Source organism: Pectobacterium punjabense (assembly GCF_012427845.1).
GTDB classification, from domain to species: Bacteria; Pseudomonadota; Gammaproteobacteria; order Enterobacterales; family Enterobacteriaceae; genus Pectobacterium; species Pectobacterium punjabense.
In genome coordinates, this window is the sequence record NZ_CP038498.1 from 4226570 (window position 1) to 4253339 (window position 26770).

Annotated in this window: 39 protein-coding genes; 4 read left to right on the top strand and 35 right to left on the bottom strand. The window is 50.1% G+C overall.

The features are described 5' to 3' along the window. Positions 1-9: 9 nt before the first annotated feature. The 32 genes from secY to E2566_RS19305 form a co-directional block, all read right to left on the bottom strand. A complete protein-coding gene (gene secY, locus E2566_RS19150; protein WP_005970255.1) occupies positions 10-1341 on the bottom strand; it encodes a preprotein translocase subunit SecY in 1332 nt (443 codons plus the stop codon). 7 nt (positions 1342-1348) lie between these two features. After that, positions 1349-1783 (bottom strand): 50S ribosomal protein L15, encoded by a 435-nt coding sequence (gene rplO, locus E2566_RS19155; RefSeq protein ID WP_015841922.1) that lies wholly within the window; start codon positions 1781-1783, stop codon positions 1349-1351. Positions 1784-1786: 3 nt separating this feature from the next. Then, positions 1787-1966, bottom strand: a complete 180-nt coding sequence (gene rpmD / locus E2566_RS19160) for a 50S ribosomal protein L30 (protein WP_004846568.1) — start codon at positions 1964-1966, stop codon at positions 1787-1789. Between the two features lie 6 nt (positions 1967-1972). Further along, positions 1973-2473: a 30S ribosomal protein S5 gene (gene rpsE, locus E2566_RS19165; protein ID WP_005970257.1), complete on the bottom strand. Its 501-nt coding sequence runs from the start codon at positions 2471-2473 to the stop codon at positions 1973-1975. Positions 2474-2487: 14 nt separating this feature from the next. Continuing rightward, positions 2488-2841, bottom strand: a complete 354-nt coding sequence (gene rplR, locus E2566_RS19170; RefSeq protein WP_039308896.1) for a 50S ribosomal protein L18 — start codon at positions 2839-2841, stop codon at positions 2488-2490. Between the two features lie 9 nt (positions 2842-2850). Further along, entirely contained in the window at positions 2851-3384 is a 534-nt protein-coding gene (gene rplF, locus E2566_RS19175) for a 50S ribosomal protein L6 (RefSeq protein WP_005970259.1), read from the bottom strand. A 12-nt stretch (positions 3385-3396) separates the two neighbouring features. Further along, positions 3397-3789 carry a 30S ribosomal protein S8 gene (rpsH, locus tag E2566_RS19180; RefSeq protein WP_005970261.1) on the bottom strand — a complete coding sequence of 131 codons (393 nt, stop codon included), beginning with the start codon at positions 3787-3789 and terminating at the stop codon, positions 3397-3399. 33 nt (positions 3790-3822) lie between these two features. After that, the gene (rpsN, locus tag E2566_RS19185; protein WP_010286114.1) at positions 3823-4128 is read right to left on the bottom strand and encodes a 30S ribosomal protein S14; all 306 of its coding nucleotides are present in this window, start codon (positions 4126-4128) and stop codon (positions 3823-3825) included. A gap of 13 nt (positions 4129-4141) precedes the next feature. Continuing rightward, positions 4142-4681 carry a 50S ribosomal protein L5 gene (rplE, locus tag E2566_RS19190; RefSeq protein ID WP_005970265.1) on the bottom strand — a complete coding sequence of 180 codons (540 nt, stop codon included), beginning with the start codon at positions 4679-4681 and terminating at the stop codon, positions 4142-4144. Between the two features lie 14 nt (positions 4682-4695). Next, positions 4696-5010, bottom strand: a complete 315-nt coding sequence (gene rplX / locus E2566_RS19195; RefSeq protein WP_005970267.1) for a 50S ribosomal protein L24 — start codon at positions 5008-5010, stop codon at positions 4696-4698. 10 nt (positions 5011-5020) lie between these two features. Then, positions 5021-5392 carry a 50S ribosomal protein L14 gene (rplN, locus tag E2566_RS19200; protein WP_000613954.1) on the bottom strand — a complete coding sequence of 124 codons (372 nt, stop codon included), beginning with the start codon at positions 5390-5392 and terminating at the stop codon, positions 5021-5023. Positions 5393-5555: 163 nt separating this feature from the next. Further along, positions 5556-5810, bottom strand: coding sequence for a 30S ribosomal protein S17 (rpsQ, locus tag E2566_RS19205; protein ID WP_005970270.1), 255 nt, complete (start codon positions 5808-5810; stop codon positions 5556-5558). Then, on the bottom strand, positions 5810-6001 hold the full coding sequence (gene rpmC / locus E2566_RS19210) for a 50S ribosomal protein L29 (protein WP_107168840.1): 192 nt from the start codon (positions 5999-6001) through the stop codon (positions 5810-5812). Before rpmC ends, rpsQ begins: the two co-directional genes overlap by 1 nt. Continuing rightward, a complete protein-coding gene (rplP, locus tag E2566_RS19215; protein WP_005970273.1) occupies positions 6001-6411 on the bottom strand; it encodes a 50S ribosomal protein L16 in 411 nt (136 codons plus the stop codon). The genes rpmC and rplP overlap by 1 nt, the downstream gene beginning before the upstream one ends. A gap of 12 nt (positions 6412-6423) precedes the next feature. Continuing rightward, positions 6424-7125: a 30S ribosomal protein S3 gene (gene rpsC, locus E2566_RS19220; protein WP_005970274.1), complete on the bottom strand. Its 702-nt coding sequence runs from the start codon at positions 7123-7125 to the stop codon at positions 6424-6426. 17 nt (positions 7126-7142) lie between these two features. Next, positions 7143-7475, bottom strand: coding sequence for a 50S ribosomal protein L22 (gene rplV / locus E2566_RS19225; protein ID WP_005970275.1), 333 nt, complete (start codon positions 7473-7475; stop codon positions 7143-7145). Between the two features lie 14 nt (positions 7476-7489). Next, complete coding sequence (gene rpsS, locus E2566_RS19230) at positions 7490-7768, bottom strand: 30S ribosomal protein S19 (RefSeq protein WP_004929772.1); 279 nt, start codon at positions 7766-7768, stop codon at positions 7490-7492. Positions 7769-7784: 16 nt separating this feature from the next. Further along, positions 7785-8606, bottom strand: coding sequence for a 50S ribosomal protein L2 (gene rplB, locus E2566_RS19235; protein ID WP_005970276.1), 822 nt, complete (start codon positions 8604-8606; stop codon positions 7785-7787). Positions 8607-8623: 17 nt separating this feature from the next. After that, complete coding sequence (gene rplW / locus E2566_RS19240; RefSeq protein ID WP_005970277.1) at positions 8624-8926, bottom strand: 50S ribosomal protein L23; 303 nt, start codon at positions 8924-8926, stop codon at positions 8624-8626. Next, complete coding sequence (gene rplD, locus E2566_RS19245) at positions 8923-9528, bottom strand: 50S ribosomal protein L4 (RefSeq protein WP_039308906.1); 606 nt, start codon at positions 9526-9528, stop codon at positions 8923-8925. The genes rplW and rplD overlap by 4 nt, the downstream gene beginning before the upstream one ends. A 10-nt stretch (positions 9529-9538) precedes the next feature. Beyond that, positions 9539-10168, bottom strand: coding sequence for a 50S ribosomal protein L3 (gene rplC / locus E2566_RS19250; RefSeq protein ID WP_014701620.1), 630 nt, complete (start codon positions 10166-10168; stop codon positions 9539-9541). A 32-nt stretch (positions 10169-10200) separates the two neighbouring features. Next, complete coding sequence (rpsJ, locus tag E2566_RS19255; protein ID WP_001181005.1) at positions 10201-10512, bottom strand: 30S ribosomal protein S10; 312 nt, start codon at positions 10510-10512, stop codon at positions 10201-10203. A 307-nt stretch (positions 10513-10819) separates the two neighbouring features. Continuing rightward, a complete protein-coding gene (gene bfr / locus E2566_RS19260) occupies positions 10820-11293 on the bottom strand; it encodes a bacterioferritin (RefSeq protein WP_005970280.1) in 474 nt (157 codons plus the stop codon). Positions 11294-11364: 71 nt separating this feature from the next. After that, a complete protein-coding gene (bfd, locus tag E2566_RS19265) occupies positions 11365-11559 on the bottom strand; it encodes a bacterioferritin-associated ferredoxin (RefSeq protein ID WP_107168841.1) in 195 nt (64 codons plus the stop codon). A gap of 204 nt (positions 11560-11763) precedes the next feature. Next, positions 11764-12948, bottom strand: coding sequence for an elongation factor Tu (tuf, locus tag E2566_RS19270; protein ID WP_014913795.1), 1185 nt, complete (start codon positions 12946-12948; stop codon positions 11764-11766). Between the two features lie 69 nt (positions 12949-13017). Further along, positions 13018-15132 (bottom strand): elongation factor G, encoded by a 2115-nt coding sequence (gene fusA / locus E2566_RS19275; RefSeq protein ID WP_107168842.1) that lies wholly within the window; start codon positions 15130-15132, stop codon positions 13018-13020. A gap of 96 nt (positions 15133-15228) precedes the next feature. Further along, positions 15229-15699, bottom strand: a complete 471-nt coding sequence (gene rpsG, locus E2566_RS19280; protein ID WP_009111198.1) for a 30S ribosomal protein S7 — start codon at positions 15697-15699, stop codon at positions 15229-15231. 96 nt (positions 15700-15795) lie between these two features. Beyond that, positions 15796-16170, bottom strand: coding sequence for a 30S ribosomal protein S12 (rpsL, locus tag E2566_RS19285; RefSeq protein WP_005969567.1), 375 nt, complete (start codon positions 16168-16170; stop codon positions 15796-15798). Between the two features lie 131 nt (positions 16171-16301). Then, a complete protein-coding gene (gene tusB, locus E2566_RS19290; protein WP_107168843.1) occupies positions 16302-16589 on the bottom strand; it encodes a sulfurtransferase complex subunit TusB in 288 nt (95 codons plus the stop codon). A gap of 19 nt (positions 16590-16608) precedes the next feature. Continuing rightward, complete coding sequence (gene tusC / locus E2566_RS19295; RefSeq protein WP_107168844.1) at positions 16609-16968, bottom strand: sulfurtransferase complex subunit TusC; 360 nt, start codon at positions 16966-16968, stop codon at positions 16609-16611. 9 nt (positions 16969-16977) lie between these two features. Beyond that, entirely contained in the window at positions 16978-17367 is a 390-nt protein-coding gene (gene tusD, locus E2566_RS19300; RefSeq protein ID WP_107168845.1) for a sulfurtransferase complex subunit TusD, read from the bottom strand. Beyond that, positions 17367-18089 (bottom strand): helix-turn-helix transcriptional regulator, encoded by a 723-nt coding sequence (locus E2566_RS19305; RefSeq protein ID WP_005969561.1) that lies wholly within the window; start codon positions 18087-18089, stop codon positions 17367-17369. Before E2566_RS19305 ends, tusD begins: the two co-directional genes overlap by 1 nt. Before the next feature lie 383 nt (positions 18090-18472). On the opposite strand from E2566_RS19305, the gene eptA reads away from it, so the two are divergent. From eptA to pmrB, 3 genes are read left to right on the top strand one after another with little or no spacing between them, the layout of a single operon-like run. Continuing rightward, positions 18473-20119, top strand: coding sequence for a phosphoethanolamine transferase EptA (eptA, locus tag E2566_RS19310; RefSeq protein ID WP_107168846.1), 1647 nt, complete (start codon positions 18473-18475; stop codon positions 20117-20119). Next, positions 20116-20784 carry a two-component system response regulator PmrA gene (gene pmrA, locus E2566_RS19315; RefSeq protein WP_107168847.1) on the top strand — a complete coding sequence of 223 codons (669 nt, stop codon included), beginning with the start codon at positions 20116-20118 and terminating at the stop codon, positions 20782-20784. Before eptA ends, pmrA begins: the two co-directional genes overlap by 4 nt. Then, the gene (gene pmrB / locus E2566_RS19320) at positions 20781-21875 is read left to right on the top strand and encodes a two-component system sensor histidine kinase PmrB (RefSeq protein ID WP_107168848.1); all 1095 of its coding nucleotides are present in this window, start codon (positions 20781-20783) and stop codon (positions 21873-21875) included. The genes pmrA and pmrB overlap by 4 nt, the downstream gene beginning before the upstream one ends. A gap of 70 nt (positions 21876-21945) precedes the next feature. On the opposite strand, the gene glyA is transcribed toward pmrB, so the two are convergent. Together glyA and E2566_RS19330 are read right to left on the bottom strand one after the other, a co-directional pair. Continuing rightward, positions 21946-23217: a serine hydroxymethyltransferase gene (gene glyA, locus E2566_RS19325; RefSeq protein ID WP_107168849.1), complete on the bottom strand. Its 1272-nt coding sequence runs from the start codon at positions 23215-23217 to the stop codon at positions 21946-21948. A gap of 19 nt (positions 23218-23236) precedes the next feature. After that, positions 23237-24049 carry a YggS family pyridoxal phosphate-dependent enzyme gene (locus E2566_RS19330; protein ID WP_107168850.1) on the bottom strand — a complete coding sequence of 271 codons (813 nt, stop codon included), beginning with the start codon at positions 24047-24049 and terminating at the stop codon, positions 23237-23239. 103 nt (positions 24050-24152) lie between these two features. Here E2566_RS19330 and pdxR point away from each other — a divergent pair, with 103 nt between their 5' ends. Beyond that, on the top strand, positions 24153-25652 hold the full coding sequence (gene pdxR / locus E2566_RS19335) for a MocR-like pyridoxine biosynthesis transcription factor PdxR (RefSeq protein ID WP_107168851.1): 1500 nt from the start codon (positions 24153-24155) through the stop codon (positions 25650-25652). A 182-nt stretch (positions 25653-25834) separates the two neighbouring features. On the opposite strand, the gene fkpA is transcribed toward pdxR, so the two are convergent. Next, positions 25835-26653 carry an FKBP-type peptidyl-prolyl cis-trans isomerase gene (fkpA, locus tag E2566_RS19340; RefSeq protein WP_107168852.1) on the bottom strand — a complete coding sequence of 273 codons (819 nt, stop codon included), beginning with the start codon at positions 26651-26653 and terminating at the stop codon, positions 25835-25837. Positions 26654-26770: the final 117 nt, after the last annotated feature.

Sequence of the window (26770 nt, forward strand, 5' to 3'; positions counted from 1 at the left end):
CTCACCTAATTAACGGTTATAGCCTTTCAGGTTTGCTTTCTTCAATGCAGACTCATATTGACTCGACATCATCAGAGTTTGCACTTGAGCCATAAAGTCCATGATGACGACAACAACGATCAATAAAGATGTACCACCGAAATAGAAAGGTACTTTCATTGCGTCACGCATAAACTCCGGGATCAGGCAGATAAAAGTAATATACATCGCACCAATCAGAGTCAGACGAGTCATTACTTTATCGATATATTTCGCCGTTTGCTCTCCCGGACGAATTCCTGGCACGAATGCACCGGACTTCTTCAGGTTATCTGCTGTTTCACGCGGGTTGAAAACCAACGCAGTGTAGAAGAAACAGAAGAAGATGATTGCAGACGCATAGAGTAACACATAAAGCGGTTGTCCGGGCTGCAAATACAGCGAAATAGTTGTCAGCCAGTTCCAACCGGTACCGCCCCCAAACCAAGATGCAATCGTGGCAGGGAACAGAATAATACTGGAGGCGAAGATCGCTGGAATAACACCAGCCATATTCACTTTCAGTGGTAAATGCGTACTCTGTGCTGCATAAACCCGACGACCTTGTTGACGTTTTGCATAATTAACGACGATACGCCGTTGACCACGCTCAATGAAAACAACGAAGAAGGTTACTGCAAACACTAAAACTGCAACCAACAGCAACAGGAGGAAGTGCAGGTCGCCTTGCCGAGCTTGCTCGATGGTATGGCCAATGGCCGGCGGGAGACCCGCAACAATACCAGCAAAGATTATGATCGAGATACCGTTACCGATACCACGTTCCGTAATCTGTTCTCCCAGCCACATTAGGAACATCGTCCCAGTAACCAGGCTCACAACAGCGGTAAAGTAGAATGCAAAACCTGGGTTTATCACCAAATCTTGCATTCCAGGCATATTCGGCAAACCGGTAGCAATACCGATAGATTGGAATATAGCCAATACCAAGGTACCGTAGCGGGTATACTGGCTAATCTTACGACGGCCAGCTTCCCCTTCTTTCTTTATTTCAGCCAAGGCAGGATGAACCACCGTCAGCAACTGGATAATAATCGATGCCGAAATATACGGCATAATACCCAGAGCAAAGATAGAAGCACGGCTGAGTGCACCACCAGAGAACATGTTAAACATTTCAATGATGGTGCCTCGCTGCTGTTCAAGCAATTTGGCAAGCACAGTGGCATCAATACCAGGAATCGGGATAAAAGAGCCAATACGGAAAACAATTAGCGCACCGATAACAAACAAAAGTCTGCGCTTCAGTTCACCAACTCCGCCTTTAGCACTCTGAAAATCTAATCCTGGTTGCTTAGCCATCTGCTACTTATTCCTCAATTTTACCGCCAGCAGCTTCGATAGCAGCACGAGCACCTTTAGTGACACGCAGACCACGAATCGTTACCGGACGAGCAACTTCACCAGACAGAATCACTTTCGCGAATTCAATCTGAATGCCAATAACATTAGCGGCTTTCAGCGTATTCAGGTCAACTACGTCGCCTTCTACTTTAGCAAGATCAGACAAACGAACTTCTGACGTGATCATCGCTTTGCGAGAAGTAAAACCGAATTTCGGCAGACGACGATATAAAGGCATCTGACCACCTTCAAAACCGCGACGTACGCCACCGCCAGAACGAGACTTCTGACCTTTGTGACCACGACCGCCAGTTTTGCCCAGGCCAGAACCAATACCACGACCTAAACGCTTCGGTGCGTGTTTAGCACCTTCGGCCGGAGACAGAGTATTTAAACGCATCTGTTACTCCTCTACTTTAACCATGTAGGAAACCGCGTTGACCATACCACGAACCGCAGGAGTATCCTCACGTTCAACAGTATGACCAATACGACGCAGACCCAGGCCAAGCAGTGTCGCCTTATGTTTCGGCAGACGACCGATTGCACTACGGGTTTGAGTGATTTTAATAGTCTTTGCCACGGTCAATTACCCCAGAATTTCTTCAACGGATTTACCACGCTTGGCAGCGACCATTTCCGGGGACTTCATGTTGGCTAAACCATCAATCGTTGCACGAACCACGTTAATCGGGTTAGTGGAACCATAGGCTTTAGCCAATACGTTGTGAACCCCTGCAACTTCCAAAACGGCGCGCATTGCACCACCGGCAATAATACCGGTACCTTCGGAAGCTGGCTGCATGAACACACGAGACCCCGTGTGAGCACCTTTAACTGGGTGCTGCAGGGTGCCGTTGTTCAGCGCGACATTCATCATATTGCGACGGGCTTTTTCCATCGCTTTCTGGATCGCTGCTGGAACTTCGCGAGCTTTACCGTAACCAAAACCAACGCGGCCGTTGCCATCACCCACTACAGTCAGTGCGGTGAAGCTGAAAATACGACCACCTTTAACGGTTTTAGATACGCGATTTACCGCGATCAGCTTTTCCTGCAGTTCGCCAGCTTGTTTCTCGATGTGAGCCATCTTACACCTCTACCTTAGAACTGAAGGCCAGCTTCACGGGCAGCATCTGCCAGTGCTTGGACTCGACCATGATATTGGAAACCGGAACGGTCGAAAGAGACATCCTTGATGCCTTTTTCTAACGCACGTTCTGCAATAGCTTTACCTATTGCGGTTGCCGCGTCTTTGTTACCGGTAGACTTCAGTTGTTCAGCGATAGCTTTTTCTACAGTAGAAGCGGCTACCAGGACTTCAGAACCGTTCGGTGCAATGACCTGCGCATAAATATGGCGTGGAGTACGATGTACCACCAGACGCGTCGCACCCAGTTCCTGGAGCTTGCGGCGTGCGCGGGTCGCACGACGGATACGAGCTGCTTTCTTATCCATAGTGTTACCTTACTTCTTCTTAGCCTCTTTGGTACGCACGACTTCGTCGGCGTAACGGACACCCTTGCCTTTATAAGGCTCAGGACGACGGTAGGCGCGTAATTCCGCAGCAACCTGACCAATAACCTGCTTATCAGCACCTTTCAGTACGATTTCAGTTTGGCTTGGGCATTCTGCAGTAATACCTGCCGGCAGTGCATGCTCTACTGGGTGAGAAAACCCGAGAGACAGGTTAACCACATTGCCTTTAACAGCAGCACGGTAACCAACACCAACCAGTTGCAGCTTCTTAGTGAAGCCTTCGGTAACACCGATAACCATTGCGTTCAACAGAGCACGAGTGGTACCCGCTTGGGCCCATCCGTCAACAAAACCTTCGCGCGGAGCGAAAGTAAGAGCGTTGTCAGCTTGTTTCACTTCAACAGCATCATGGATCTTACGACTCAGCTCGCCGTTTTTACCCTTAATCGAAACATCCTGACCGTTGAGTTTTACCTCTACGCCGGCAGGAATGACGACGGGTGCTTTTGCAACACGAGACATTTTTCCTCCCGATTAAGCTACGTAGCAGATAATCTCGCCACCAAGACCAGCCTGGCGAGCTGCACGATCAGTCATAACACCTTTAGAGGTAGAAACAACTGCGATACCCAAACCGGCCATAACTTTTGGCAGCTCATCTTTTCTTTTATAGATGCGCAGACCTGGACGGCTTACTCGCTGAATGCTTTCTACCACTGCCTTGCCCTGGAAATATTTAAGTTCTAATTCCAGAACTGGCTTGGTGTCGCCTTCGATTTTGAAATCTTCAATGTAACCTTCTTCCTTCAGCACGTTGGCAATTGCCACTTTCAGCTTGGAGGAAGGCATGGTGACCGCAACTTTGTTCGCGGCTTGACCGTTACGGATACGGGTCAGCATATCCGCGATCGGATCTTGCATGCTCATCTGTCTTTACTCCCGTGATTCAATTGGTGACAATTACCAGCTAGCCTTTTTCAGACCCGGAATTTCACCGCGCATAGCGGCTTCACGGACCTTGATACGGCTCAACCCGAACTTCCGCAGGAAAGCGTGCGGACGACCAGTTTGGCGGCAGCGATTACGCTGACGAGACGGGCTGGAATCACGCGGCAGAGTCTGCAGCTTAAGAACTGCATCCCAACGATCTTCGTCGGATGAGTTCACACCAGAGATGATAGCTTTCAATTCCTCGCGTTTAGCGCGGTATTTTTCAGCCAGTTTCACACGAACAACTTCGCGTGCTTTCATGGATTGCTTAGCCATTAGTAACCCTACCTTACTTGCGGAATGGGAAGTTAAAGGCGGCCAACAGCGCACGGCCTTCATCATCGGATTTCGCAGTGGTGGTAATGGTAATGTCCAAACCACGAACGCGATCGACTTTATCGTAGTCGATTTCCGGGAAGATGATCTGCTCACGCACACCCATGCTGTAGTTACCACGACCATCGAATGACTTGGCAGACAAGCCACGGAAGTCACGGATACGCGGTACAGCAATGGAAATCAGTCGCTCAAGGAACTCCCACATGCGTTCGCCACGCAGAGTTACTTTACAGCCGATCGGATAGCCCTGACGGATTTTGAAGCCTGCAACAGATTTGCGTGCTTTGGTGATCAACGGTTTTTGACCGGAGATTGCTGCCAGATCAGCTGCTGCGTTATCCAGCAGTTTCTTGTCAGCGATCGCTTCACCAACACCCATATTCAGGGTGATCTTCTCGACCCGAGGGACTTGCATGACAGAATTGTAGTTAAACTCAGTCATGAGTTTTTTAACTACTTCGTCTTTGTAGTAATCATGCAGTTTCGCCATCGTACTACTCCAAATTACTTGATAGTTTCGCTATTAGATTTAAAGAAACGGACTTTTTTTCCGTCTTCAAATCTAAAGCCTACACGGTCAGCCTTACCAGTTGCCGCATTGAAGATTGCAAGGTTAGAAACTTGAATTGCAGCTTCTTTTTCAACGATGCCACCTGGTTGGTTCAGGGCCGGAACCGGCTTCTGATGTTTTTTAACCAGGTTAATACCTTCAACAATGACCTTACTAGCAGACAGGACATTTTTTACTTTACCGCGCTTACCTTTATCTTTGCCGGTTAGCACGATAACTTCGTCATCACGACGGATTTTCGCTGCCATGATTCGCTCCTTAAAGTACTTCTGGTGCCAGAGAGATAATTTTCATGAACTTCTCATTACGCAGTTCACGAGTTACCGGCCCAAAAATACGCGTACCGATAGGCTGTTCGCTGTTATTGTTTAAAATAACGCAAGCATTTCCATCGAAGCGAATGACAGAACCGTCCGGGCGACGAACACCCTTCTTGGTGCGCACCACTACCGCCTTCAGAACATCGCCTTTTTTCACCTTACCGCGAGGAATTGCTTCCTTGATGGTAATTTTGATGATATCGCCGACGCCTGCGTAGCGACGGTGCGAGCCACCTAGAACCTTGATACACATTACGCGACGTGCACCGGAATTATCGGCCACGTTCAGCATAGTCTGTTCTTGGATCATTTTAGTGCTCCGCTAATGTCAACTACTACTTTAGGACCCTTTCGGGCCATTAAATACCCCATAATTGAGGGCGCAGCATTATAACACCGCTTCCTTGGTATGGGTAGAAAAAATAAACGGCCCTTTGCAGAGCCGTTTATCATAAGAGAAGAGCGCTACTTTATTACAGAATCGCTTTCTCTACAACGCGAACAAGTGTCCAAGACTTAGTTTTGGACAGTGGACGGCATTCGTGGATTTCAACCACGTCACCGATACCACATTCATTGTTCTCGTCATGTACGTGCAGCTTAGTCGTACGCTTAATGAATTTACCGTAAAGCGGGTGTTTCACGAAACGTTCGATAGCAACAACAATGGATTTCTCCATTTTGTCGCTTACAACACGACCTTGCAAAGTACGGATTTTATCGGTCATTACGCACCCGCCTTCTCAGTCAGTAAAGTCTTAACACGTGCAATATTGTGACGCACTTGTTTTACCAGGTGAGTCTGTTGCAACTGACCACTGGCAGCCTGCATACGCAGGTTAAATTGCTCGCGCAGCAGGCCGAGCAGCTCAGTTTTCAGCTCTTCAACGCTCTTTTCACGCAGCTCATTTGCTTTCATTACATCACCGTCTTAGTTACAAAGGTGGTTTTGATAGGCAGTTTCGCTGCTGCCAGTTGGAATGCCTCACGGGCTAACTCTTCCGGCACACCGTCCATTTCGTACAGGACTTTACCTGGCTGAATCAAGGCAACCCAATATTCCACGTTACCTTTACCTTTACCCATACGAACTTCAAGCGGTTTTTCGGTGATCGGTTTGTCCGGGAATACACGGATCCAGATCTTACCTTGACGCTTAACAGCACGAGTCATGGCACGACGTGCAGCTTCGATTTGACGAGCAGTCAGGCGACCGCGGCCAACAGCTTTCAGACCGAAAGTGCCGAAGCTAACATCCGTACCCTGCGCCAGACCACGGTTGCGGCCCTTGTGCACCTTACGGAATTTTGTACGCTTTGGTTGTAACATCAGCGACTCTCCTTACTTGCGGCCTTTACGCTGCTGCTTTTTAGGTTGAGCAGCCGGTTTTTCCGGTTGTTCAACGGCAGCCATACCACCCAGGATCTCACCTTTGAAGATCCACACTTTCACACCGATAACACCATAAGTGGTGTGCGCTTCGGAAGTGTTGTAATCGATATCCGCACGCAGTGTATGCAACGGAACACGACCCTCACGGTACCATTCGGTACGCGCGATTTCAGCGCCGCCAAGACGGCCACTTACTTCAACTTTAATACCTTTAGCGCCCAGACGCATGGCGTTCTGTACCGCACGCTTCATAGCACGACGGAACATCACACGACGTTCCAGCTGAGAAGTGATGCTGTCAGCAACCAGTTTTGCGTCCAGTTCAGGTTTACGAACTTCTGCGATATTGATCTGTGCAGGTACGCCAGCGATATCCGCTACGACTTTGCGCAGTTTTTCAACATCTTCACCTTTTTTACCGATAACGATGCCTGGGCGAGCAGTGTGAATAGTCACACGGATGCTTTTTGCAGGACGTTCGATAACGATACGAGAAACGGAAGCCTTCTCCAGTTCCTTCGTCAGGTATTTACGAACTTTAAAATCGCTGTCCAGGTTGTCAGCGAATTCTTTGGTATTCGCATACCAGGTAGAGTTCCAAGGTTTGACAATACCCAGGCGAATACCATTAGGATGTACTTTCTGACCCATTGCTAGTCTCCAGAGTCTCAGCGATCGGACACAACCACAGTAATGTGGCTGGTACGCTTCAGGATGCGATCCGCACGGCCTTTAGCACGCGGCATAATGCGCTTCATGCTTGGGCCTTCGTCAACGAAAATTTTCGCGACTTTCAGATCATCAATGTCAGCGCCATCGTTGTGTTCTGCGTTAGCAATAGCAGACTCCAGCACTTTTTTAACCAGACCAGCAGCTTTCTTGTTGGTGTAGGTCAGAACTTCCAGAGCTTGCGACACTTTCTTACCGCGAATCAGGTCTGCCACCAGGCGAACCTTTTGAGCAGAAGAACGAGCGTGGCAATGTTTAGCGATAGTTTCCATCTCTTCCTCCTACCTTAGCGCTTCTTGGCCTTTTTGTCGGCCGCATGGCCGCGATAAGTACGAGTCGGCGCGAATTCACCCAGCTTGTGACCGACCATTTCATCGGAAACAAACACCGGAACGTGCTGACGACCATTATGGACAGCGATGGTCAAACCGATCATATTTGGAAAGATCGTTGAACGACGGGACCAAGTGCGCAAAGGCTTCTTGTCTCCGCTTTCCACCGCTTTCTCTACCTTCTTCAGCAAGTGCAGGTCAATAAATGGACCTTTCTTGAGAGAACGTGGCATGGTTTATCCTCTAAGATTATTTAGTACGGCGACGTACGATAAATTTATCAGTACGCTTGTTGCTGCGGGTCTTTTTACCTTTGGTCTGAAGGCCCCACGGACTCACCGGGTGCTTACCAAAGTTACGACCTTCACCACCACCGTGTGGGTGGTCGACTGGGTTCATTGCCGTACCGCGAACGGTAGGACGAACACCACGCCAGCGTGCAGCACCAGCTTTACCCAGAACGCGCAGCATGTGCTCAGCGTTGCCAACTTCGCCTAGCGTAGCGCGGCAGTCGGATTCGACTTTACGCATTTCGCCAGAACGCAGACGCAGGGTAACGTAAGAACCATCACGAGCAACGATCTGAACGTAAGTACCAGCAGAACGAGCCAACTGGCCGCCTTTACCTGGTTTCATTTCTACGTTGTGAACCGTTGAACCGACTGGGATGTTACGCATTGGCAGGGTGTTACCTGCTTTAATCGCAGCATCAACGCCAGATTGAATCTGGTCGCCGGCTTTCAGGCCTTTCGGCGCCAGAATGTAACGACGCTCGCCGTCTTTATACAGAACCAGCGCGATATTCGCGGAACGGTTCGGATCATACTCCAGACGCTCAACAACCGCAGGAATACCATCTTTGTTGCGTTTAAAGTCAACAATACGGTAAGCCTGTTTGTGACCACCACCGATGTGACGGGTAGTGATGCGGCCATTGTTGTTACGGCCACCGGATTTGCTGTTCTTTTCCAGCAACGGGGCATAAGGTTTGCCCTTGTGCAGCTCAGGGTTAACCACTTTAACAACGTGGCGACGACCCGGAGATGTCGGTTTACATTTAACAACTGCCATTGTCTTTCTCCTCCGACTTACTCAGCGCCGCCGATGAAGTCCAGATTCTGGCCTTCTTTCAGGGTGACGTAAGCTTTTTTCCAGTCGCTGCGACGACCAATACGCTGTCCGTGACGCTTAACTTTACCCTTAACTACCAGGGTGTTTACGTCTTTAACTTCTACTTCGAACAGTTTCTCTACAGCAGCAACGATCTCTGCTTTAGTCGCGTCTTTGGCAACTTTGAGAACGATGGTGTTAGTTTTTTCCATCGCGGTAGATGCTTTTTCAGATACGTGCGGCGCGCGCAGTACTTTCAGCAGACGTTCTTCACGGATCATGCCAGCATCTCCTCAACTTGCTTAACTGCATCAGCAGTCATAACGACTTTGTCGAAGGCGATCAGGCTAACTGGGTCGATTGCTGCTGCATCACGCACATCAACCTTGTACAGGTTACGCGCTGCCAGGAACAGATTTTCATCCAGTTCACCGGTGATGATCAACACGTCTTCCAGTGCCATTTCTTTCAGTTTCTGAGCCAGCAACTTAGTTTTAGGTGCTTCAACAGAAAACGTCTCGACAACGATCAGACGATCTTGACGTACCAGTTCGGACAGAATGCTTTTCAGCGCGCCGCGGTACATCTTTTTGTTAACTTTCTGACTGTGGTCCTGAGGCTTAGCAGCGAAGGTCACACCACCGGAACGCCAGATCGGGCTCTTAACAGAACCTGAACGCGCACGGCCAGTACCTTTCTGACGCCAAGGTTTTTTACCGGAACCAGTTACTTCAGCACGGGTCTTCTGGGCGCGAGTACCTTGACGGGCGCCTGCTGCATAAGCAACAACAACCTGATGTACCAGCGCTTCGTTGAAATCACGACCGAAGGTAGTTTCGGAAACAGTCAGCGCGCTTTGCGCGTCTTTCAATACTAATTCCATTGCTATCTCCTCACGCCTTCACAGCTGGTTTAACGATCAGGTCGCTACCGGTAGCTCCCGGAACAGCACCTTTAACCAGCAGCAGGTTGCGCTCAGCGTCAACACGCACTACGTCCAGGCTCTGAACGGTTACACGTTCGTTACCCAGCTGGCCTGCCATTTTCTTGCCTTTGAACACTTTGCCCGGAGTCTGGTTCTGACCGATAGAACCCGGAACGCGGTGAGACAAGGAGTTACCGTGGGTAGCATCCTGAGTACGGAAATTCCAGCGCTTAACTGTGCCAGCAAAACCTTTACCTTTAGATGTACCAGTAACGTCTACTTTTTTAACGTCAGCGAAAATTTCAACACTGATGCTCTGACCAATAGTGAACTCTTCGCCTTCAGACAGACGGAATTCACGCAGGGTACGGCCAGCTTCTACACCAGCTTTAGCAAAGTGACCTGCTTCTGGCTTGGTAACTCGGTTTGCTTTTTTAGCACCAGTAGTTACTTGCACAGCGCGGTAACCGTCGTTAGCCAGGTCTTTAACCTGAGTTACGCGGTTTGCTTCAATTTCGATAACAGTTACGGGGATAGATACGCCATCTTCAGTGAAGATACGGGTCATGCCCACTTTTTTACCGACTAAACCAATCATTGTTTCAACCTCTCAATCGCTCAATGACCTGATTAACCCAGGCTGATCTGCACGTCTACACCAGCAGCCAGATCCAGACGCATCAGAGCATCAACGGTTTTCTCGGTTGGCTCAACGATGTCAACCAGACGCTTGTGAGTGCGAATTTCGTACTGATCGCGCGCATCTTTATTGACGTGCGGAGAAATCAGAACGGTAAAGCGCTCTTTGCGGGTCGGCAGCGGGATCGGACCACGTACTTGCGCACCAGTGCGCTTAGCAGTCTCGACGATTTCCGCAGTTGATTGATCAATCAGACGATGATCAAACGCTTTCAGGCGGATACGGATTCTTTGGTTCTGCATGAGACCAGAGCTCCAATTATTTATAAACGTAAATGATTACTCCTCACACCCATTTCGATTGATGGGGGAGTGTAATCGTCAGCACATAACCCCCATATCGGGAGTATTGTTTTAGGTGCAATAATGAATATTCACCCTCTGATTCGGATTGAATCAGGCTTACCTTGTTTCAGTAAGCTCGCGCATTATACGCAAATTGGCCGGGGAAGCAACAAGCAGGATGAAATGATTTTAAACGCGGCCGGAACAATGTGAGCTAATCCGGCCGGAGTGGGCATAAAGCACATAATAGCGTATACCTATCCTGCTACTCAGCTTTTAGCTGAGCTTGAAGATAATTTTGTATACCAAGACGTGAAATCAAATCTAATTCAGTTTCCAGCCAGTCGATGTGCCCTTCTTCATCGGCAAGAATTTCTATCATTAAATCCCTGCTGACATAGTCATGTACAGAGTCAGCATAGGAAATTGCCTCACGCAAATTCTTTGCGCCATCCAGTTCAAGTTGAAGGTCTGAACGTAAGATCTCTTCGACATCCTCGCCAATATTTAATTTGCCCAAATCCTGCAGATTCGGGATGCCTTCAAGAAACAGGATTCGTTCGATGTAGCGATCAGCGTGCTTCATTTCGTCAATAGACTCATGATATTCGTGATCGTTTAGACGGGTTAAGCCCCAGTTTTTAAACATGCGGGCATGAAGAAAATATTGGTTAATGGCTACCAGCTCGTTGCCCAATAACTTATTCAGGTGTGTGATAACTTTTTTATCGCCTTTCATGACATGCTCCTCGCTCCAGTTCTTAAAGTGTAGAACTGGTCAGCAGAGAGTCAAAAAAACGACCCTACATTTTATGCTACTTCATACATGTCAGGAATTTTAGCTTGTTCTTCCTCAAAAATAACACGCGCCTGACGAACACACTTACCGCAATCCGTCCCGATAGGAACGAGCTTACGTAATTGTTGCATAGATTGAGGCTGGTGCTGGCGAACAGCATTACGAATGACTTTGTCAGAAATTGCGTTGCACAAACAAACATACATACCAGAATGACTCATCGTTATCGCGAGTGTCTTTTACGCTACCTTTAAGGACACTACAGACGGCATTTGAAACCGCTCCTAGCGATTTTTTAACCAACCTCAGCATTGTAAATAAGAATTATTTTTATTTCAATTTCGATTTAATCATTTAGACGTAAAAAAAGGCACCGAAGTGCCTTTTTCATGCATTGAGTTTATCAGCGATTAAGCGATAACTTTAGCAACAACGCCCGCGCCTACAGTACGGCCGCCTTCACGGATGGCGAAACGCAAACCGTCGTCCATCGCAATTGGGTGGATCAGGGTAACAACCATTTTGATGTTGTCGCCCGGCATTACCATCTCTACGCCTTCTGGCAGTTCGATGGTACCCGTTACGTCAGTGGTACGGAAGTAGAACTGAGGACGGTAGCCTTTGAAGAACGGAGTATGACGGCCGCCTTCATCTTTGCTCAGGATATACACTTCTGATTCGAACTGGGTGTGTGGCTTGATTGAACCCGGCTTAGCCAGTACCTGGCCACGCTCGATTTCTTCACGCTTGATACCACGCAGCAGAACACCAACGTTCTCACCTGCACGACCTTCGTCCAGCAGTTTGCGGAACATTTCTACGCCAGTACAGGTAGATTTCGCCGTATCTTTGATACCAACGATTTCAACTTCTTCACCGACTTTAACGATACCGCGCTCTACACGACCGGTAACAACGGTACCACGACCGGAGATGGAGAATACGTCTTCGATTGGCAGCAGGAACGGCTTGTCAATGGCACGCTCTGGCTCTGGGATGTAAGAATCCAAGTGCTCTGCCAGTTCGATGATTTTTGCTTCCCACTCAGCTTCGCCTTCCAGCGCTTTCAGCGCAGAACCACGAACCACTGGGGTGTCGTCGCCTGGGAAGTCGTACTGAGACAGCAGCTCACGCACTTCCATCTCAACCAGTTCCAGCAGCTCTTCGTCATCAACCATGTCACATTTGTTCAGGAACACGATGATGAAAGGAACGCCAACCTGACGACCCAGCAGGATGTGCTCACGGGTCTGAGGCATTGGGCCGTCAGTCGCAGCAACAACCAGGATCGCGCCGTCCATCTGGGCAGCACCGGTGATCATGTTTTTCACATAGTCGGCGTGTCCTGGGCAGTCAACGTGCGCGTAGTGGCGAGACGGGGTATCGTATTCAACGTGAGACGTGTTGATGGTGATACCACGTGCTTTTTCTTCTGGTGCGTTATCGATCTGGTCGAATGCACGTGCGTTACCACCGTAGGTTTTAGCCAGAACGGTAGTGATTGCAGCAGTCAGAGTCGTTTTACCATGGTCAACGTGGCCGATAGTACCGACGTTAACGTGGGGTTTTGTACGTTCAAATTTTTCTTTAGACACGGCGATATTCCTTACTCAAATGCTCTCCCCCTATGGAGAGAGCACGGGATTTTGTTTTAACCCTGAGGCTTATTTACCACGGGCTTCAATTACGGCCTGAGCAACGTTGTTAGGCGCATCATCGTACTTCAGGAACTCCATGGAGTAAGAAGCACGGCCTTTGGTCAGAGAACGCAGTTGAGTTGCGTATCCGAACATTTCAGACAGCGGAACTTCAGCATGAATCACAACGCCAGTAACGTTAGATTCCTGACCACGCAGCATACCACGACGACGGCTAAGGTCACCGATGACGTCACCAGTGTTCTCTTCCGGCGTTTCAACTTCAACCTTCATGATCGGCTCAAGCAGAACAGGTTTTGCTTTCTTAAAGCCGTCTTTAAAGGCGATAGAAGCAGCCAGTTTAAACGCCAATTCAGAGGAGTCAACGTCATGGAAAGAACCGAAGTGCAGACGCACACCGAGATCAACCACTGGGTAACCAGCCAGAGGACCCGCTTTCAGCTGTTCCTGAATGCCTTTATCAACGGCAGGGATGTATTCGCCAGGAATTACACCACCTTTAATGTCGTTAACGAACTCGTAACCTTTCGGATTTGAGCCCGGCTCCAGTGGGTACATGTCGATAACAACATGGCCATACTGACCACGACCACCAGACTGCTTGGCGTGTTTACCTTCGATATCGGTAACTTTCGCACGAATCGCTTCACGGTAAGCAACCTGTGGTTTACCCACGTTCGCTTCAACGTTGAATTCACGTTTCATACGGTCAACGATGATATCGAGGTGCAATTCACCCATACCAGCGATGATAGTCTGGTTAGATTCTTCGTCAGTCCAAACGCGGAAAGACGGGTCTTCTTTAGCCAGACGGCCCAATGCCAGACCCATTTTTTCTTGGTCAGCTTTGGTTTTCGGTTCTACCGCGATGGAGATTACCGGCTCTGGGAATTCCATACGTTCCAAAATGATGACGTTATCTGGATCACACAGCGTGTCACCCGTCGTTACATCTTTCAGACCGATAGCAGCAGCGATATCGCCCGCACGAACTTCTTTGATCTCTTCACGCTTGTTAGCGTGCATCTGAACGATACGACCAAAACGCTCACGTGCTGATTTAACTGGGTTCAGTACGGTGTCACCGGAGTTAACTACACCAGAGTACACACGGAAGAACGTCAGGTTACCAACAAACGGATCGGTAGCGATTTTGAATGCCAGCGCAGCAAACGGCTCGTCATCACTTGCGTGACGCTCAGCCGGCGTGTCTTTACCGTCATCCAAAAGACCGTTGATCGCAGGTACGTCAACTGGGGATGGCAGGTAGTCAACTACCGCATCCAGCATCGCCTGAACACCTTTGTTCTTAAATGCAGAACCACAGGTTACCAGGATGATTTCGTTGTTCAGAACGCGCTGACGCAGAGCTTTTTTGATCTCTTCTTCAGTCAGTTCTTCACCACCCAGGTATTTCTCCATCAGCTCTTCAGAAGCTTCTGCTGCGGATTCGATCAGGTTTTGGTGCCATTCTTCAGCCAGTTCCTGCATATCAGTTGGGATCTCTTCGTATTCGAAGGTCACGCCCTGATCGGCATCGTTCCAGTTGATGGCTTTCATTTTCACCAGGTCAACAACACCGGTGAAACCTTCTTCAGCACCAATTGCCAACTGCAGCGGAACAGGGTTCGCGCCCAGACGGGATTTGATCTGACCAACAACTTTCAGGAAATTCGCACCCATGCGGTCCATTTTGTTAACGAACGCAATGCGTGGAACTTTATATTTGTTTGCCTGACGCCATACGGTTTCAGACTGCGGCTGAACACCACCAACTGCGCAGTAAACCATTACCGCACCATCCAGTACACGCATGGAACGTTCTACTTCGATAGTGAAGTCAACGTGTCCCGGGGTATCGATGATGTTTACGCGATGCGGTTCATACTGCTTAGCCATACCAGACCAGAATGCAGTAGTCGCAGCGGAAGTGATAGTAATACCACGCTCCTGCTCCTGCTCCATCCAGTCCATGGTAGCTGCGCCGTCATGAACTTCACCGATTTTATGGTTTACACCAGTGTAGAACAGAATACGTTCGGTAGTAGTGGTTTTACCGGCGTCGATGTGCGCACTGATACCGATGTTACGGTAGCGTGCGATGGGTGTTGTACGAGCCATTTGTATCCTCTATTTACTAGGGCGTTCAATTTAGTTAACCCAAGCGGGTTGGCTATTTTTAGCGCCCGCTTGGTTAGCATGACTACAGCGAAGGGATTACCAACGGTAGTGAGCGAACGCCTTGTTAGCTTCGGCCATACGGTGAACGTCTTCACGTTTCTTAACAGCAGTACCTTTGTTTTCTGCTGCATCAGAAAGTTCGTTCGCCAGGCGCAGAGCCATAGATTTATCACCGCGTTTACGAGCAGCTTCTACGATCCAACGCATTGCCAACGCATTACGACGAACCGGACGGACTTCTACTGGTACCTGATAAGTAGAACCACCAACGCGGCGCGACTTAACTTCGACAGTCGGGCGAACGTTGTCCAGAGCTACTTCAAAAGCTTCCAGATGATCTTTACCAGAACGCTGAGCCAGGGTCTCCAGCGCGGTATAGACGATTGCTTCAGCAGTAGATTTTTTACCATCTACCATCAGGATATTTACAAATTTGGCCAGCAGTTCTGATCCGAACTTAGGATCCGGCAGAATTTTACGTTGACCAATGACGCGACGACGTGGCATGGAAATACTCCGTTGTTAATTCAGGATTGTCCAAAACTCTACGAGTTTAGTTTGACATTTAAGTTAAAACGTTTGGCCTTACTTAACGGAGAACCATTAAGCCTTTGGCTTCTTCACGCCGTATTTGGAACGGGATTGCTTACGGTCTTTAACACCTGAGCAGTCCAGCGCGCCACGAACGGTGTGGTAACGCACACCTGGCAGGTCTTTAACACGACCGCCACGGATCAGGATCACGGAGTGCTCCTGCAGGTTATGACCTTCACCGCCAATATAGGAGGTAACTTCAAAACCGTTAGTTAAACGAACACGACATACTTTACGCAGTGCGGAGTTCGGTTTTTTAGGGGTGGTAGTATATACACGGGTACATACGCCACGTTTCTGCGGGCATGCTTCCAGCGCCGGAACGTTGCTTTTAGCAGCCTTCAGGGAGCGTGGTTTGCGTACCAGCTGGTTAATCGTTGCCATTCAAAAAGCTCCTGGGTTTTGCTTCGTAAACACGTAATAAATCGCCTCATGTTTGCGCAAGGCAAAGTATGAGGACGCAGAATTTTAGGGCTGGCAGTGGAAGGAGTCAAGAAATATACAAAAATTCGGCGTTACCACGCGAGTTGCTGCGGGTGTTCCACTGTCAGTTGAACAAATTCATTATAGTCAATGAGGACCACGCTGTTTGAAATTTGTTCAGTTATTCCTCTTGCCTCAGCATCAGGCTGAAGTGCATAGAGAAGAACGACTGAATCAAGAAGATGATGAATAATATCTCCACCAGCTACGGCACCGATAACACCATCTTGCAATAAGACCAAAGCATCACCCTGCTCCAAGCTGCGCAAAAGTGCGTCAAGGTCAGTGTGATAAGGAGAAGTTGAGAGCGTGTGTAACATAAAATGAAGAAATCCGTCGCTAGAATGAAAGAATGGAATGGTAACCGGCCAACTTGCTGCGCCATGCTTTCGGCGCTAACAGTTCCACATCCAAAACCCAGTCTGTATCTATATTCAACCCACGCTGACGTACGGAAGTCTCGCACAGATAGCAGCGTTCGATGTCGTATAACGGCAGCACCCCAAACGTAGCGATGTAATTGCGCATCAGAATCTTTTCCGGCTGTTGATGCGGCAGTAGCTGAAACACGCCATCACCAACAAAAAACACGCCAATCTCTTCTGTCAGTGCCGACATCGCCAACAGCGCATCCAGCCCTTCACGCCCAGATGCACTCCCATGCGGAGAATGCGTAAAAACAAATGCGACTCGCTTCATAACGCTACCTTAAAACTGAATCACCCGATCGCAGGTCAGTACCGACTGCGCCAGTTCACCCAACCCACTGAGAACAAAGCCGGATTGCAGATTCGCTCCCGCAAGGTTGAGCTGGGCAGCTTGCTGCGCATCGGCCACCCCTCGGCGCAGCGCGGCGGCAACGCAAACATTCAGCGCCACCTGATGCGTTTCACCCAACTGCTGCCAGGCATGTACAAGGTCAAACTCATCATTAGCGGGTGACGTTAGCTGGTTGGCATTTAGCACGCCTTCCCGGTAGAAGAACACGCTTTTCAACTTGTGCCCCTCAGCCAACAACGCCTGCGCAAACTGTAACGCGCTGCTCGCTTGCTGCGTGCCGTAAGCAGGGCCAGTCACCAGCAAGCAGTAACTCAGCATCAACGTTCATGCCCGCTGAAGTCGCCGCTTTTGAATTGACGAATATAAAGATAAACCGTGTGCTTGGAGATATTCAGACGTTCGGCGACCTGGTTGATAGCATCTTTAATATCAAAGATGCCTTTCTCGTACAGGCTCAGGACGATTTGGCGGTTTTTCGCATTATTGGAGACATTGCGATCCGCATTAACTTCCTCAATGGAAAACTCCAGCGTTTGTGCAACCAGGTCATCAACAGATGATGCAAAGTTAACAGAAGATGCAACGTCATGCGTTTCAGGTGGAATAAAGGTCTGCACAATCTGGGAGAAAGGTACATCCAGATTCATGTTGATACACAGCAGCCCAATCACGCGCTGATCGCGATTACGGATTGCGATCGTCACTGACTTCATCAACACGCCGCTTTTTGCGCGGGTAAAATAGGCTTTCGACACGCTGCTATCTTCACCTGCCATGTCGTGCAACATACGCAATGCAAGATCCGTAATCGGCGAGCCAATCTTTCTGCCGGTATGTTCCCCATTCGCAATACGCACGGCAGAACATTTAAGATCCTCAAGCGAGTGCAACACTATCTCACAGTGCTCACCAATCAACATGGCCAAGCCATCAACCACCGCTTCATACGATTTCAGGATCTCGTAGTCCGTTTGGCTGAACGGCCGTTCATCGAGTAAATCAAGCTCATAAGATTCGCCAGATACAAGCGAATTAGACATGGCAGACACCACCCTCAGCATCATTATCCCCTAAATAATTCGAGCTGCGTGATAAAACGTTAGCGTTTTAAACAACGCCCCGCGTTGGCCCTTTAGGGCAAGGCTCATTTATGAGCCTTGCCCTAAAGGGCCAACGCGGCAACCGCGCAAATCCCCAGGAGCTTACTCAGGTAAGTGACTGGGGTGAGTAAAGGCGGCCAACGCACAAGCAGCTTGAAGTATGACGGGTATCTTTATTTTGTATTGACAAGGGACATAGTCTAGCAAATGTCCACTCTCGCGTCCCCGAATTTAACGGACTACCTCTTAAGGTTGTATTAATTTAATCCCGCTAGAGTCTGCGTCTTCTTTCCTCTCCATCATGGAAATCACGAGAGACGCATATGAAAAATCCAATACCGATGGGCAGACCACACCTGAACAGCATCATGTTCGTGTTGGTATTTTCTGCCTTTATTACTCTGGTCCAGAACATCGCCTACTACCGTCAGGCGCTACAACTGCTGGATATGACAGACTGGACTAACATCCCTTTTTTTCTCAGCATGCCGGTGGTGATTTTCGCGGTGCTGAATATCATTTTCACGCTGCTGGCCGTCCCTTATCTGCGTAAGGCCGTCATCGTTTTTTTCTTACTGTCCGGTGCCGCCGCACAATATTTTATGCTGAACTACGGCATTATCATTGACCGCACGATGGTCCAGAATATTCTGGAGACGACGGCCAGCGAGTCCTTCTCACTGCTTACGCCACAGCTTGTCGCCTGGGTATTCTTTATTGGCGTCATTCCTGCCGCGCTCGCTATCTGGATAAAAATAAAGCCCGCCAAACCGACAACCCTCTATATCGGCATGCGTTTTCTTAGCGTTATTATTTCGTTATTCGCCATTTTATCTGTCGCGGCATTCTTTTATAAAGATTACGCCTCGTTCATGCGTAATAACAAAGAGTTGGTAAAAGCGATTACGCCCAGCAATATTGTGGCAGCCAGCCTGTCCTACCATAAGCATAGCGCGCTGGCTAATTTACCCCTGGAGCAAATCGGCCTGGACGCTCACAAAGTGTCGCCAGCGTCCCCGACAGCAAAAAAGAACCTGGTTATTCTGGTCGTGGGAGAAACATCCCGGGCGCAAAACTTTTCGCTGGGCGGCTACGGGAAAGAGACGAACCCACTGCTGGCAAAAGACAATGTGGTTTATTTTGAAAACACGTCATCGTGCGGCACATCAACAGGTGTTTCCGTTCCCTGCATGTTTTCCAACATGCCGCGACAAAGCTTTAACGGTGACGTAGCCAGCCATCAGGAAGGGCTGTTAGATATATTACAACGCGCCAAAGTTAACGTACTCTGGCAAGAAAATGACGGCGGCTGCAAAGATGCCTGTACACGTGTGCCAACGGTTGATGTGACATCGCTGAAGCTACCAGGTCTCTGCACCAACGGCGAATGCCAGGATGAAGCGTTATTCCACGGCGTCGAAGACTATATCAATAAGCTCGATAACGACGGGATTATCGTATTACATACCATAGGCAGCCACGGCCCGAGTTATTACCAGCGCTACCCTGACGCCTTTAAGAAATTTACCCCAACCTGTGATACCAATCAGATTCAAACCTGTACGCAAGAAGCACTGACCAACACGTATGACAACACGATTCTGTATGTCGATTTTGTTCTGGATAAAACGATCAACCTACTGAAACAGCATCAGGATAAATTTAATACCTCACTGGTTTACCTGTCTGACCACGGCGAATCGTTAGGCGAGAACGGCATCTACCTACACAGCATGCCCTACTCTATTGCGCCAAAGCAGCAAACGCATGTGCCGATGTTGATGTGGTTATCCTCGGGTTATCAGCAGCAACAGGCGATTCAGGACACCTGTCTGCGCCAGAACGCGAAGCAGCAGGATTACTCGCAAGATAATCTTTTCCATACCATACTGGGGATGTTTAGTATCGCCACAAAAGAATATCAGCCTCAGCTCGATATCCTTCAGCCGTGCAGGGACAAGGCAACATGAAATTATTGATTGTTGAAGACGATAAGCTGTTGCAGGAAGGATTATTATTGGCGTTGAGTCATGAAGGTTATGCCTGCGATTGCGCTGGCACAGCCAAAGAAGCGGACGCGCTCATCAGTAGCGCGCACTACAGCCTGGTGATTCTCGATCTTGGCTTACCGGACGACGACGGCCTCGCTCTGCTATCCCGCTGGCGTAAGAATAATTATCAGCATCCCGTGCTCATCTTAACGGCGCGGGATAAGGTCAACGATCGCGTCAGCGGACTGGATGTGGGCGCAGACGATTATCTTGCCAAGCCTTTCGCGTTAACTGAATTACAGGCGCGCGTACGCGCGCTGATTCGCCGCAATCAGGGTTCAAGCAACAGCAAGATACAGGTCGACAACATCACATTGGATTTAAACAATCAGCAAGTGTGGCTGGACGAAAAACCGATAGTGCTGACGCCGAAAGAGTTTGCGATACTTTCCCGCCTGGTGTTGAAAGCCGGTTCTCAGGTGCACCGTGAGCTTCTTCATCAGGACATTTATGCCTGGAACGACGACCCCTCCTCCAATTCACTGGAAGTCCATATCCATAATCTGCGTCACAAGATAGGGAAAGAGCGCATCCGAACCCTGCGAGGCTTTGGCTATCTGTTGACCAAAGGGGAACAACCATGAAGGGTGACACCGACGCCGTCACCAGCATGCGTCGCCGTTTGGTGCTGGCACTGGGCGGCATTCTCCTCGTCTGCCAGATGATCAGCGTATTCTGGCTCTGGCACGAGAGTGAAGAACAGATCGGCCTGCTGGTTGATAAATCCCTGAGTGCAACCGCTCAAAATATGCAGATCGATCAAGAAATTAATGAGGCGATCGCTTCTCTCAGCATCCCCAGCCTGGTGATGGTCATCCTGACATTGCTCATGTGCTTTCAGGCGGTCAGTTGGATCACCCGCCCGCTTTCTCGGCTACAGGAAGAATTGCAGGATCGTACTGCTGAAAATCTGGAACCGCTGCCACAGCAGAGTGACATTAAAGAAGTTGCTGCCGTCACACACACCATCAACCAGCTTTTTCAACGTCTGGACGAAACGTTGAAACGCGACAGACAATTTACTGCCGATGTCGCCCATGAGTTACGAACGCCGCTAGCCGGTATTCGGCTGCATCTGGAATTACACCAGCAACAACATCAGATTGATTGCAGCTCACTCATCAAACGTATCGATAAAATGGTCAAAACGGTGGAACAACTCTTACTGCTGGCACGTGTCGGACAGGATTTCTCGGCAGGCCACCACGAAAATGTCGCATTCCTGCAAGATGTCATCTTTCCCATGCAGGATGAACTGGCCGAGATGCTGCAAAAACGTCAACAACGGCTGAAATGGGTATTACCGCGAGAAGATATCACTCTGCGCGGTGATGCGACGTTACTCCAGTTACTGTTACGTAATTTGGTAGAGAATGCCTATCGCTATAGTCCTGAAGAAAGTCAGATTACAGTGAGCCTTAACACCCAACAACATTTTGAATTACAGATCGAAGATGAAGGGCCGGGTATCGATGAAAGCAAAGTCGGTGAATTGAGTAAGGCGTTTGTACGAATGGACAGCCGCTATGGTGGTATCGGCCTCGGGCTGAGTATCGTGACGCGCATTGCCCAATTGCACGATGGGAAATTTTTTCTCAGTAATCGACTGCAAGGTCCTGGCGCACTCGCGCGGGTAGTACTAACCACACCTGACGACTACCCCGATTCCGCTTGAAGAACACCAATAGAAGATCCACGTCAAAATAGCACCGCGACGGCACATCCCTGTGCAGAAGCCTTATCCCCTATTGATACACAGGGTAGCGGCGGCACAGTGCGACCACCTGCTCACGAACACGATCGCGTATCGCCGTTAATTCTTCATTTCCGGCACCCAGTCCATCCAGTACATCACATAGCCATCCCGCCAATTCCTCGCATTCTGCCACACCGAAACCACGCGTTGTGACGGCTGGCGTACCAATACGCAGTCCAGAGGTCACAAAAGGTGAACGCGGGTCGTTAGGCACCGAATTCTTATTTGTCGTGATATAAGCCTCGCTCAGTGCAGCGTCAGCATCCTTACCGGTATAAGGCTTAGCGGACAGGTCAATCAGCAGTAAATGGTTGTCGGTGCCGTCGGAGACAATCTTGTAGCCACGCAGTTGGAGGACGCGCGCCATAGCACGGGCGTTGGTCACCACCTGACGCTGATAAACTGTGAATTCAGGGCGCAACGCTTCCTTGAAAGCTATCGCTTTGGCCGCGATAACGTGCATCAGCGGGCCGCCCTGAATACCGGGGAACACGGCGGCGTTGAGCTTTTTGTAAAAATCCTCACTCTGCCCCTTGGCCAAAATAATTCCACCGCGCGGGCCGCGCAGGGTCTTATGCGTTGTACTCGTCACAACATGCGCGTGAGGGAGCGGAGTCGGGTACTCACCTGCTGCCACTAAACCAGCAACATGAGCCATATCCACCCAGAAGATAGCACCCACCTTGTCAGCAATAGTGCGCATGCGTGCCCAGTCTTTGTGACGTGAATAGGCGGAGAACCCGCCTATTAACATCTTTGGCCGGGTTTCCAAGGCAATACGCTCCATTTCGTCGTAGTCGATAAGCCCTGTTTCAGGGTCAAGGCCATAAGGTACGATCTTGTAGTGGCGACCAGAGAAATTGGAGGAATTACCGTGAGTCAAATGCCCGCCCTGAGCCAAATTCATCCCCATCACGGTGTCGCCGGGGTTAGTCAGTGCGAGAAATACGGCCGCATTAGCCTGAGCACCAGCATGGGGCTGGACATTAGCGTAATCGCAGTCAAACAGCGCTTTTGCCCGTCCGATAGCCAGGCGTTCGGCTACGTCAACATACTCACAGCCGCTGTAATAGCGCTTGCCGGGGTAACCCTCTGCATATTTGTTGGTGAACACAGAGTTCTGGATCGCCATCACCAGCGGGCTGGCATAGTTCTCTGAAGCGATAAGTTCAACGTGAGTTTCCTGACGGTGTTCTTCATGCAGGATGGCGTCGGCCAGTTCCGGGTCGAAGTCAGTAAGGGTAAGAGAAGCGTCATACATGGGCATCGTCCTATGGTTTTTAACAATGTGATGCGGTAATGGAACTATCAGGCCAGTAGTAGCTATCCGGCAGAGGACGCGCGCCAAAGATTGCCTGCCCGACGCGTACCACGGTGGCACCTTCCTCAATCGCTATTTCAAAATCACCGGACATGCCCATGGATAATTCATCCAGCGCAATGCCGACCGGAAGGTTTTGCTGCAACCGATCGCGCAGATTACGCAGCCGTATAAAACACTGGCGCACGCGTTCAGCCTCGCTGGAGAACAGCGCCAGCGTCATGAGTCCACGCACACGTAGCGCAGAGAATGTGGGAAGCGCCTGAATAAAAGCAGGAACGTCTTCAGGAGGCAGGCCGTACTTACTGGCCTCGCCGGAGGTGTTAACCTGCACGAAGACATCCAGTGAGCGTCCTTCAACGTGCAAGCGGCGATCCAACGCTTCAGCCAGTCGCAGGCTATCCAATGCCTGAAATTCGCTAGCGAAGCGTGCCACCAGCTTAGCCTTGTTGGTTTGCAGGTGACCAATAACCGACCACTGTAAGTCGGCTAAGTCCTGCATCGCTTCCCATTTGCGGTACGCCTCCTGCACCTTGTTCTCACCCAATAGCCGACAACCTGCCATATGGGCCATACGCAGGCGATTTTCTGGCTTGGTCTTGCTAACTGGCAGCAGGCGCACGGTGGCAGGATCGCGCCCAACGCGGTGACAGGCCGCCGCGATGCGCATCTGTACTGCCGCCAGATTACGTTGGAAATCCTCAACCGTGGCGGCTTCAGGATAGCGACCATGGCTGTCGTGGCGAGTGGGTGTATCGGAAGATATCGGCATCAGCCTAACTCCTGATGAAGAGGATGAATGGATTGTGAAACGTATTTATAGATTTAAAATAGCCGGATGTCCCCCACCATTTTCTTTATAAGAAGCAGACCAATTGTTCAAACATGCCCAGCTTGAATCGGTCAAAGCCTGGATTGGCGATCCCGCGCATGGCGCTTTGCCGCTGCACGCTCGTATCCAGCGGGCGATTCGCCAGCTCATCCTTGATGGCATTCTCGATGTGGGAAAACCCTTACCCGCCTCGCGCGCGCTGGCTACATCACTGGAGGTATCGCGTGATACGGTCGAGTCGGCTTACAGCCAGCTGCATGCAGAGGGGTTCATTGAGCGTCGCGTTGGCAGCGGCAGTTTCGTGTCCGAGCGGGCAAAACGCCTGTCAGGACGGGGCAAAGCCCGTAAAACGGGAGAGAGCAAAACAGAGCTGCGCCTCAGTCAACGCGGCAGCGCCATGTTCCAGAATGGCGGTGTACGAGATTTCATCATACCGCGCGCGTTCGCGCCCGGCGTGCCGGAAACACGCAGCTTTCCCCTCCAGACGTGGGAACGACTAGAGCGGCAGGTGCTAAAAGAATATGGCACTAAAGCGCTGTTACACAGCCCGCCGCAGGGTATGGAAACGTTGAGACGAGCCATCGCAGATTATGTCAATCTCGAACGAGGAGCCCGCGCCACGCCCGATCGCGTGTTAGTGTTGACCAGCTCCCAGCAAGCGCTAACCCTGTGCGCGAATGTGCTGATGGATGTTGGCGACAGGATCTTCCTTGAAGATCCTGTGTACCACGGCGCACGCAAGGCATTCGAGGCCGCCGGGCTCGCGTGCGTGCCGATCCCGTTAGATGTTGATGGGTTGCAGGTCGATCGCCTACTTGAAGCAAGCAGCGAACACAATGCGCCTGCGAAAGCCGTATTCCTGACGCCCTCACACCAGTTTCCAACCGGCGCGACGCTGGCATTGGACCGAAGGCTGGCCGTTATCGAATGGGCCTGGCAGCATCAGAGCTGGATTATTGAAGACGATTACGACAGCGAGTTTCACTACGCGGGTAAACCCACCGCCTGTGTGCAGGGACTCGACCCGCACGATCGCACGATCTATATCGGCACCTTCACCAAATCGCTGTTTCCAGGCCTGCGCATCGGCTACATGGTTCTGCCGCCACAGTTGGTCGTACCGATGACCGTGGGCCGCACCCTGATGGATGGACACAGCGCACCGATTCCACAGCTCACGCTGGCACGCTTCATCGAAGGTGGTCACTTCGGTGCTCATGTACGCACGATGCGCGCCATTTACGCGGAACGCCGCGATGTGCTGGCACAACTGGTGCGCCAGCATCTGGCTGATTTCGTGGAGCCACGAGTGCCGACCGGAGGCATGCAGATGCCCTGTATCTTCATCCGAGATATCCCTGAACACGATGCCGTGGAGTCTGCACGTCGGGCCGGTATCGATCTACTGGGGCTGACAGCGCTGCATGCGTCGAGCCAGCATAAAGCAGGTTTCCTCATGGGATTTGCGGCTCACGCTCCGCATGAACTTGAAATTGCCGTCAAGACGTTGGCAAAAGTGCTACGTGCGCTGTGCCGCCAATAGGTGATAGCAGTGGATAACAGGTATGAGCCGTCACGGTCAGTTGGAAAATAGCAGTCAGACCGAAGATGAGCGTCATTGAGAGACAACAAGCTGAAAAAGGGATTCGATTGCAGGAACGTGATTGTGAAACACAAAAAAAACCGCAGGCCAGGCCTGCGGTCATATCGCCATAATAGCGATGCTTATTTAGCGGTTTTCTCTGCGGCGGCTGGTTTTTCAGCTTTCGCATCATCCGCTGCTTTCAGGTCAGCTTCAGATTTAATGTCCAACAGCTCAACGTCAAACACCAGCGTGGAGTTAGCCGGAATGCCCGGTACGCCGTTTTCGCCATAGGCCAGCGCTGGTGGGATAGCCAGCTTGATTTTGCCGCCTTTCTTAACGTGTTTCAGACCTTCAGTCCAGCCTGGGATCACGCCGTCCAGACGGAAAGAAAGCGGCTCACCGCGTTTGTAGGAGTTGTCGAACTCGCTACCATCAACCAGCGTACCTTTGTAGTTAACCACTACGGTGTCGCTGTCTTTCGGCGCGTTACCGCTGCCTTCTTTCTCAACCTGATACAGAAGGCCAGATTCAGTTTTCTTCACGCCTTTTTCTTTGGCGAAAGTTTCAAGATACTTGGTGCCTTTATCAGCGTTATCTTTCGCATCTTGCTTCATTTTGGCTTCAGCCGCTGCTTTCACTTTGCCTTCAAAGCCTTGCAGCGTTTTCTCGATTTCTTCGTCAGTCAGCTTGCTCTTGTCAGCAAAGGCATCTTGCACACCAGCAATCAGCTGTTCTTTATCCAGCTTGATGCCTAATTTCTCTTGCTCTTTCAGAGAGTTATCCATGTAACGCCCTAAAGAAGCGCCTAGCGCATAAGCCGCTGCCTGCTCATCGCTTTTGAATTTGGCTGCCGCAGTGGTGTCAGATGCCTGCGCTTTGTCTGCCGCCAGAGCCTGGCCTGCGTTCAGAGCCAGAGCCATCGTTGTTGCTAACAGCGTTACTTTAAACAGTGATTTCATCCATTTCTCCAGCATCTGGAGCGACGTGCTCCAGCCATCATTAAAATAAATTCGCGCCTACTATAACTGTGCGGACGAAGACAACACAACGACACACGCGACAATCCTTTGATAAAA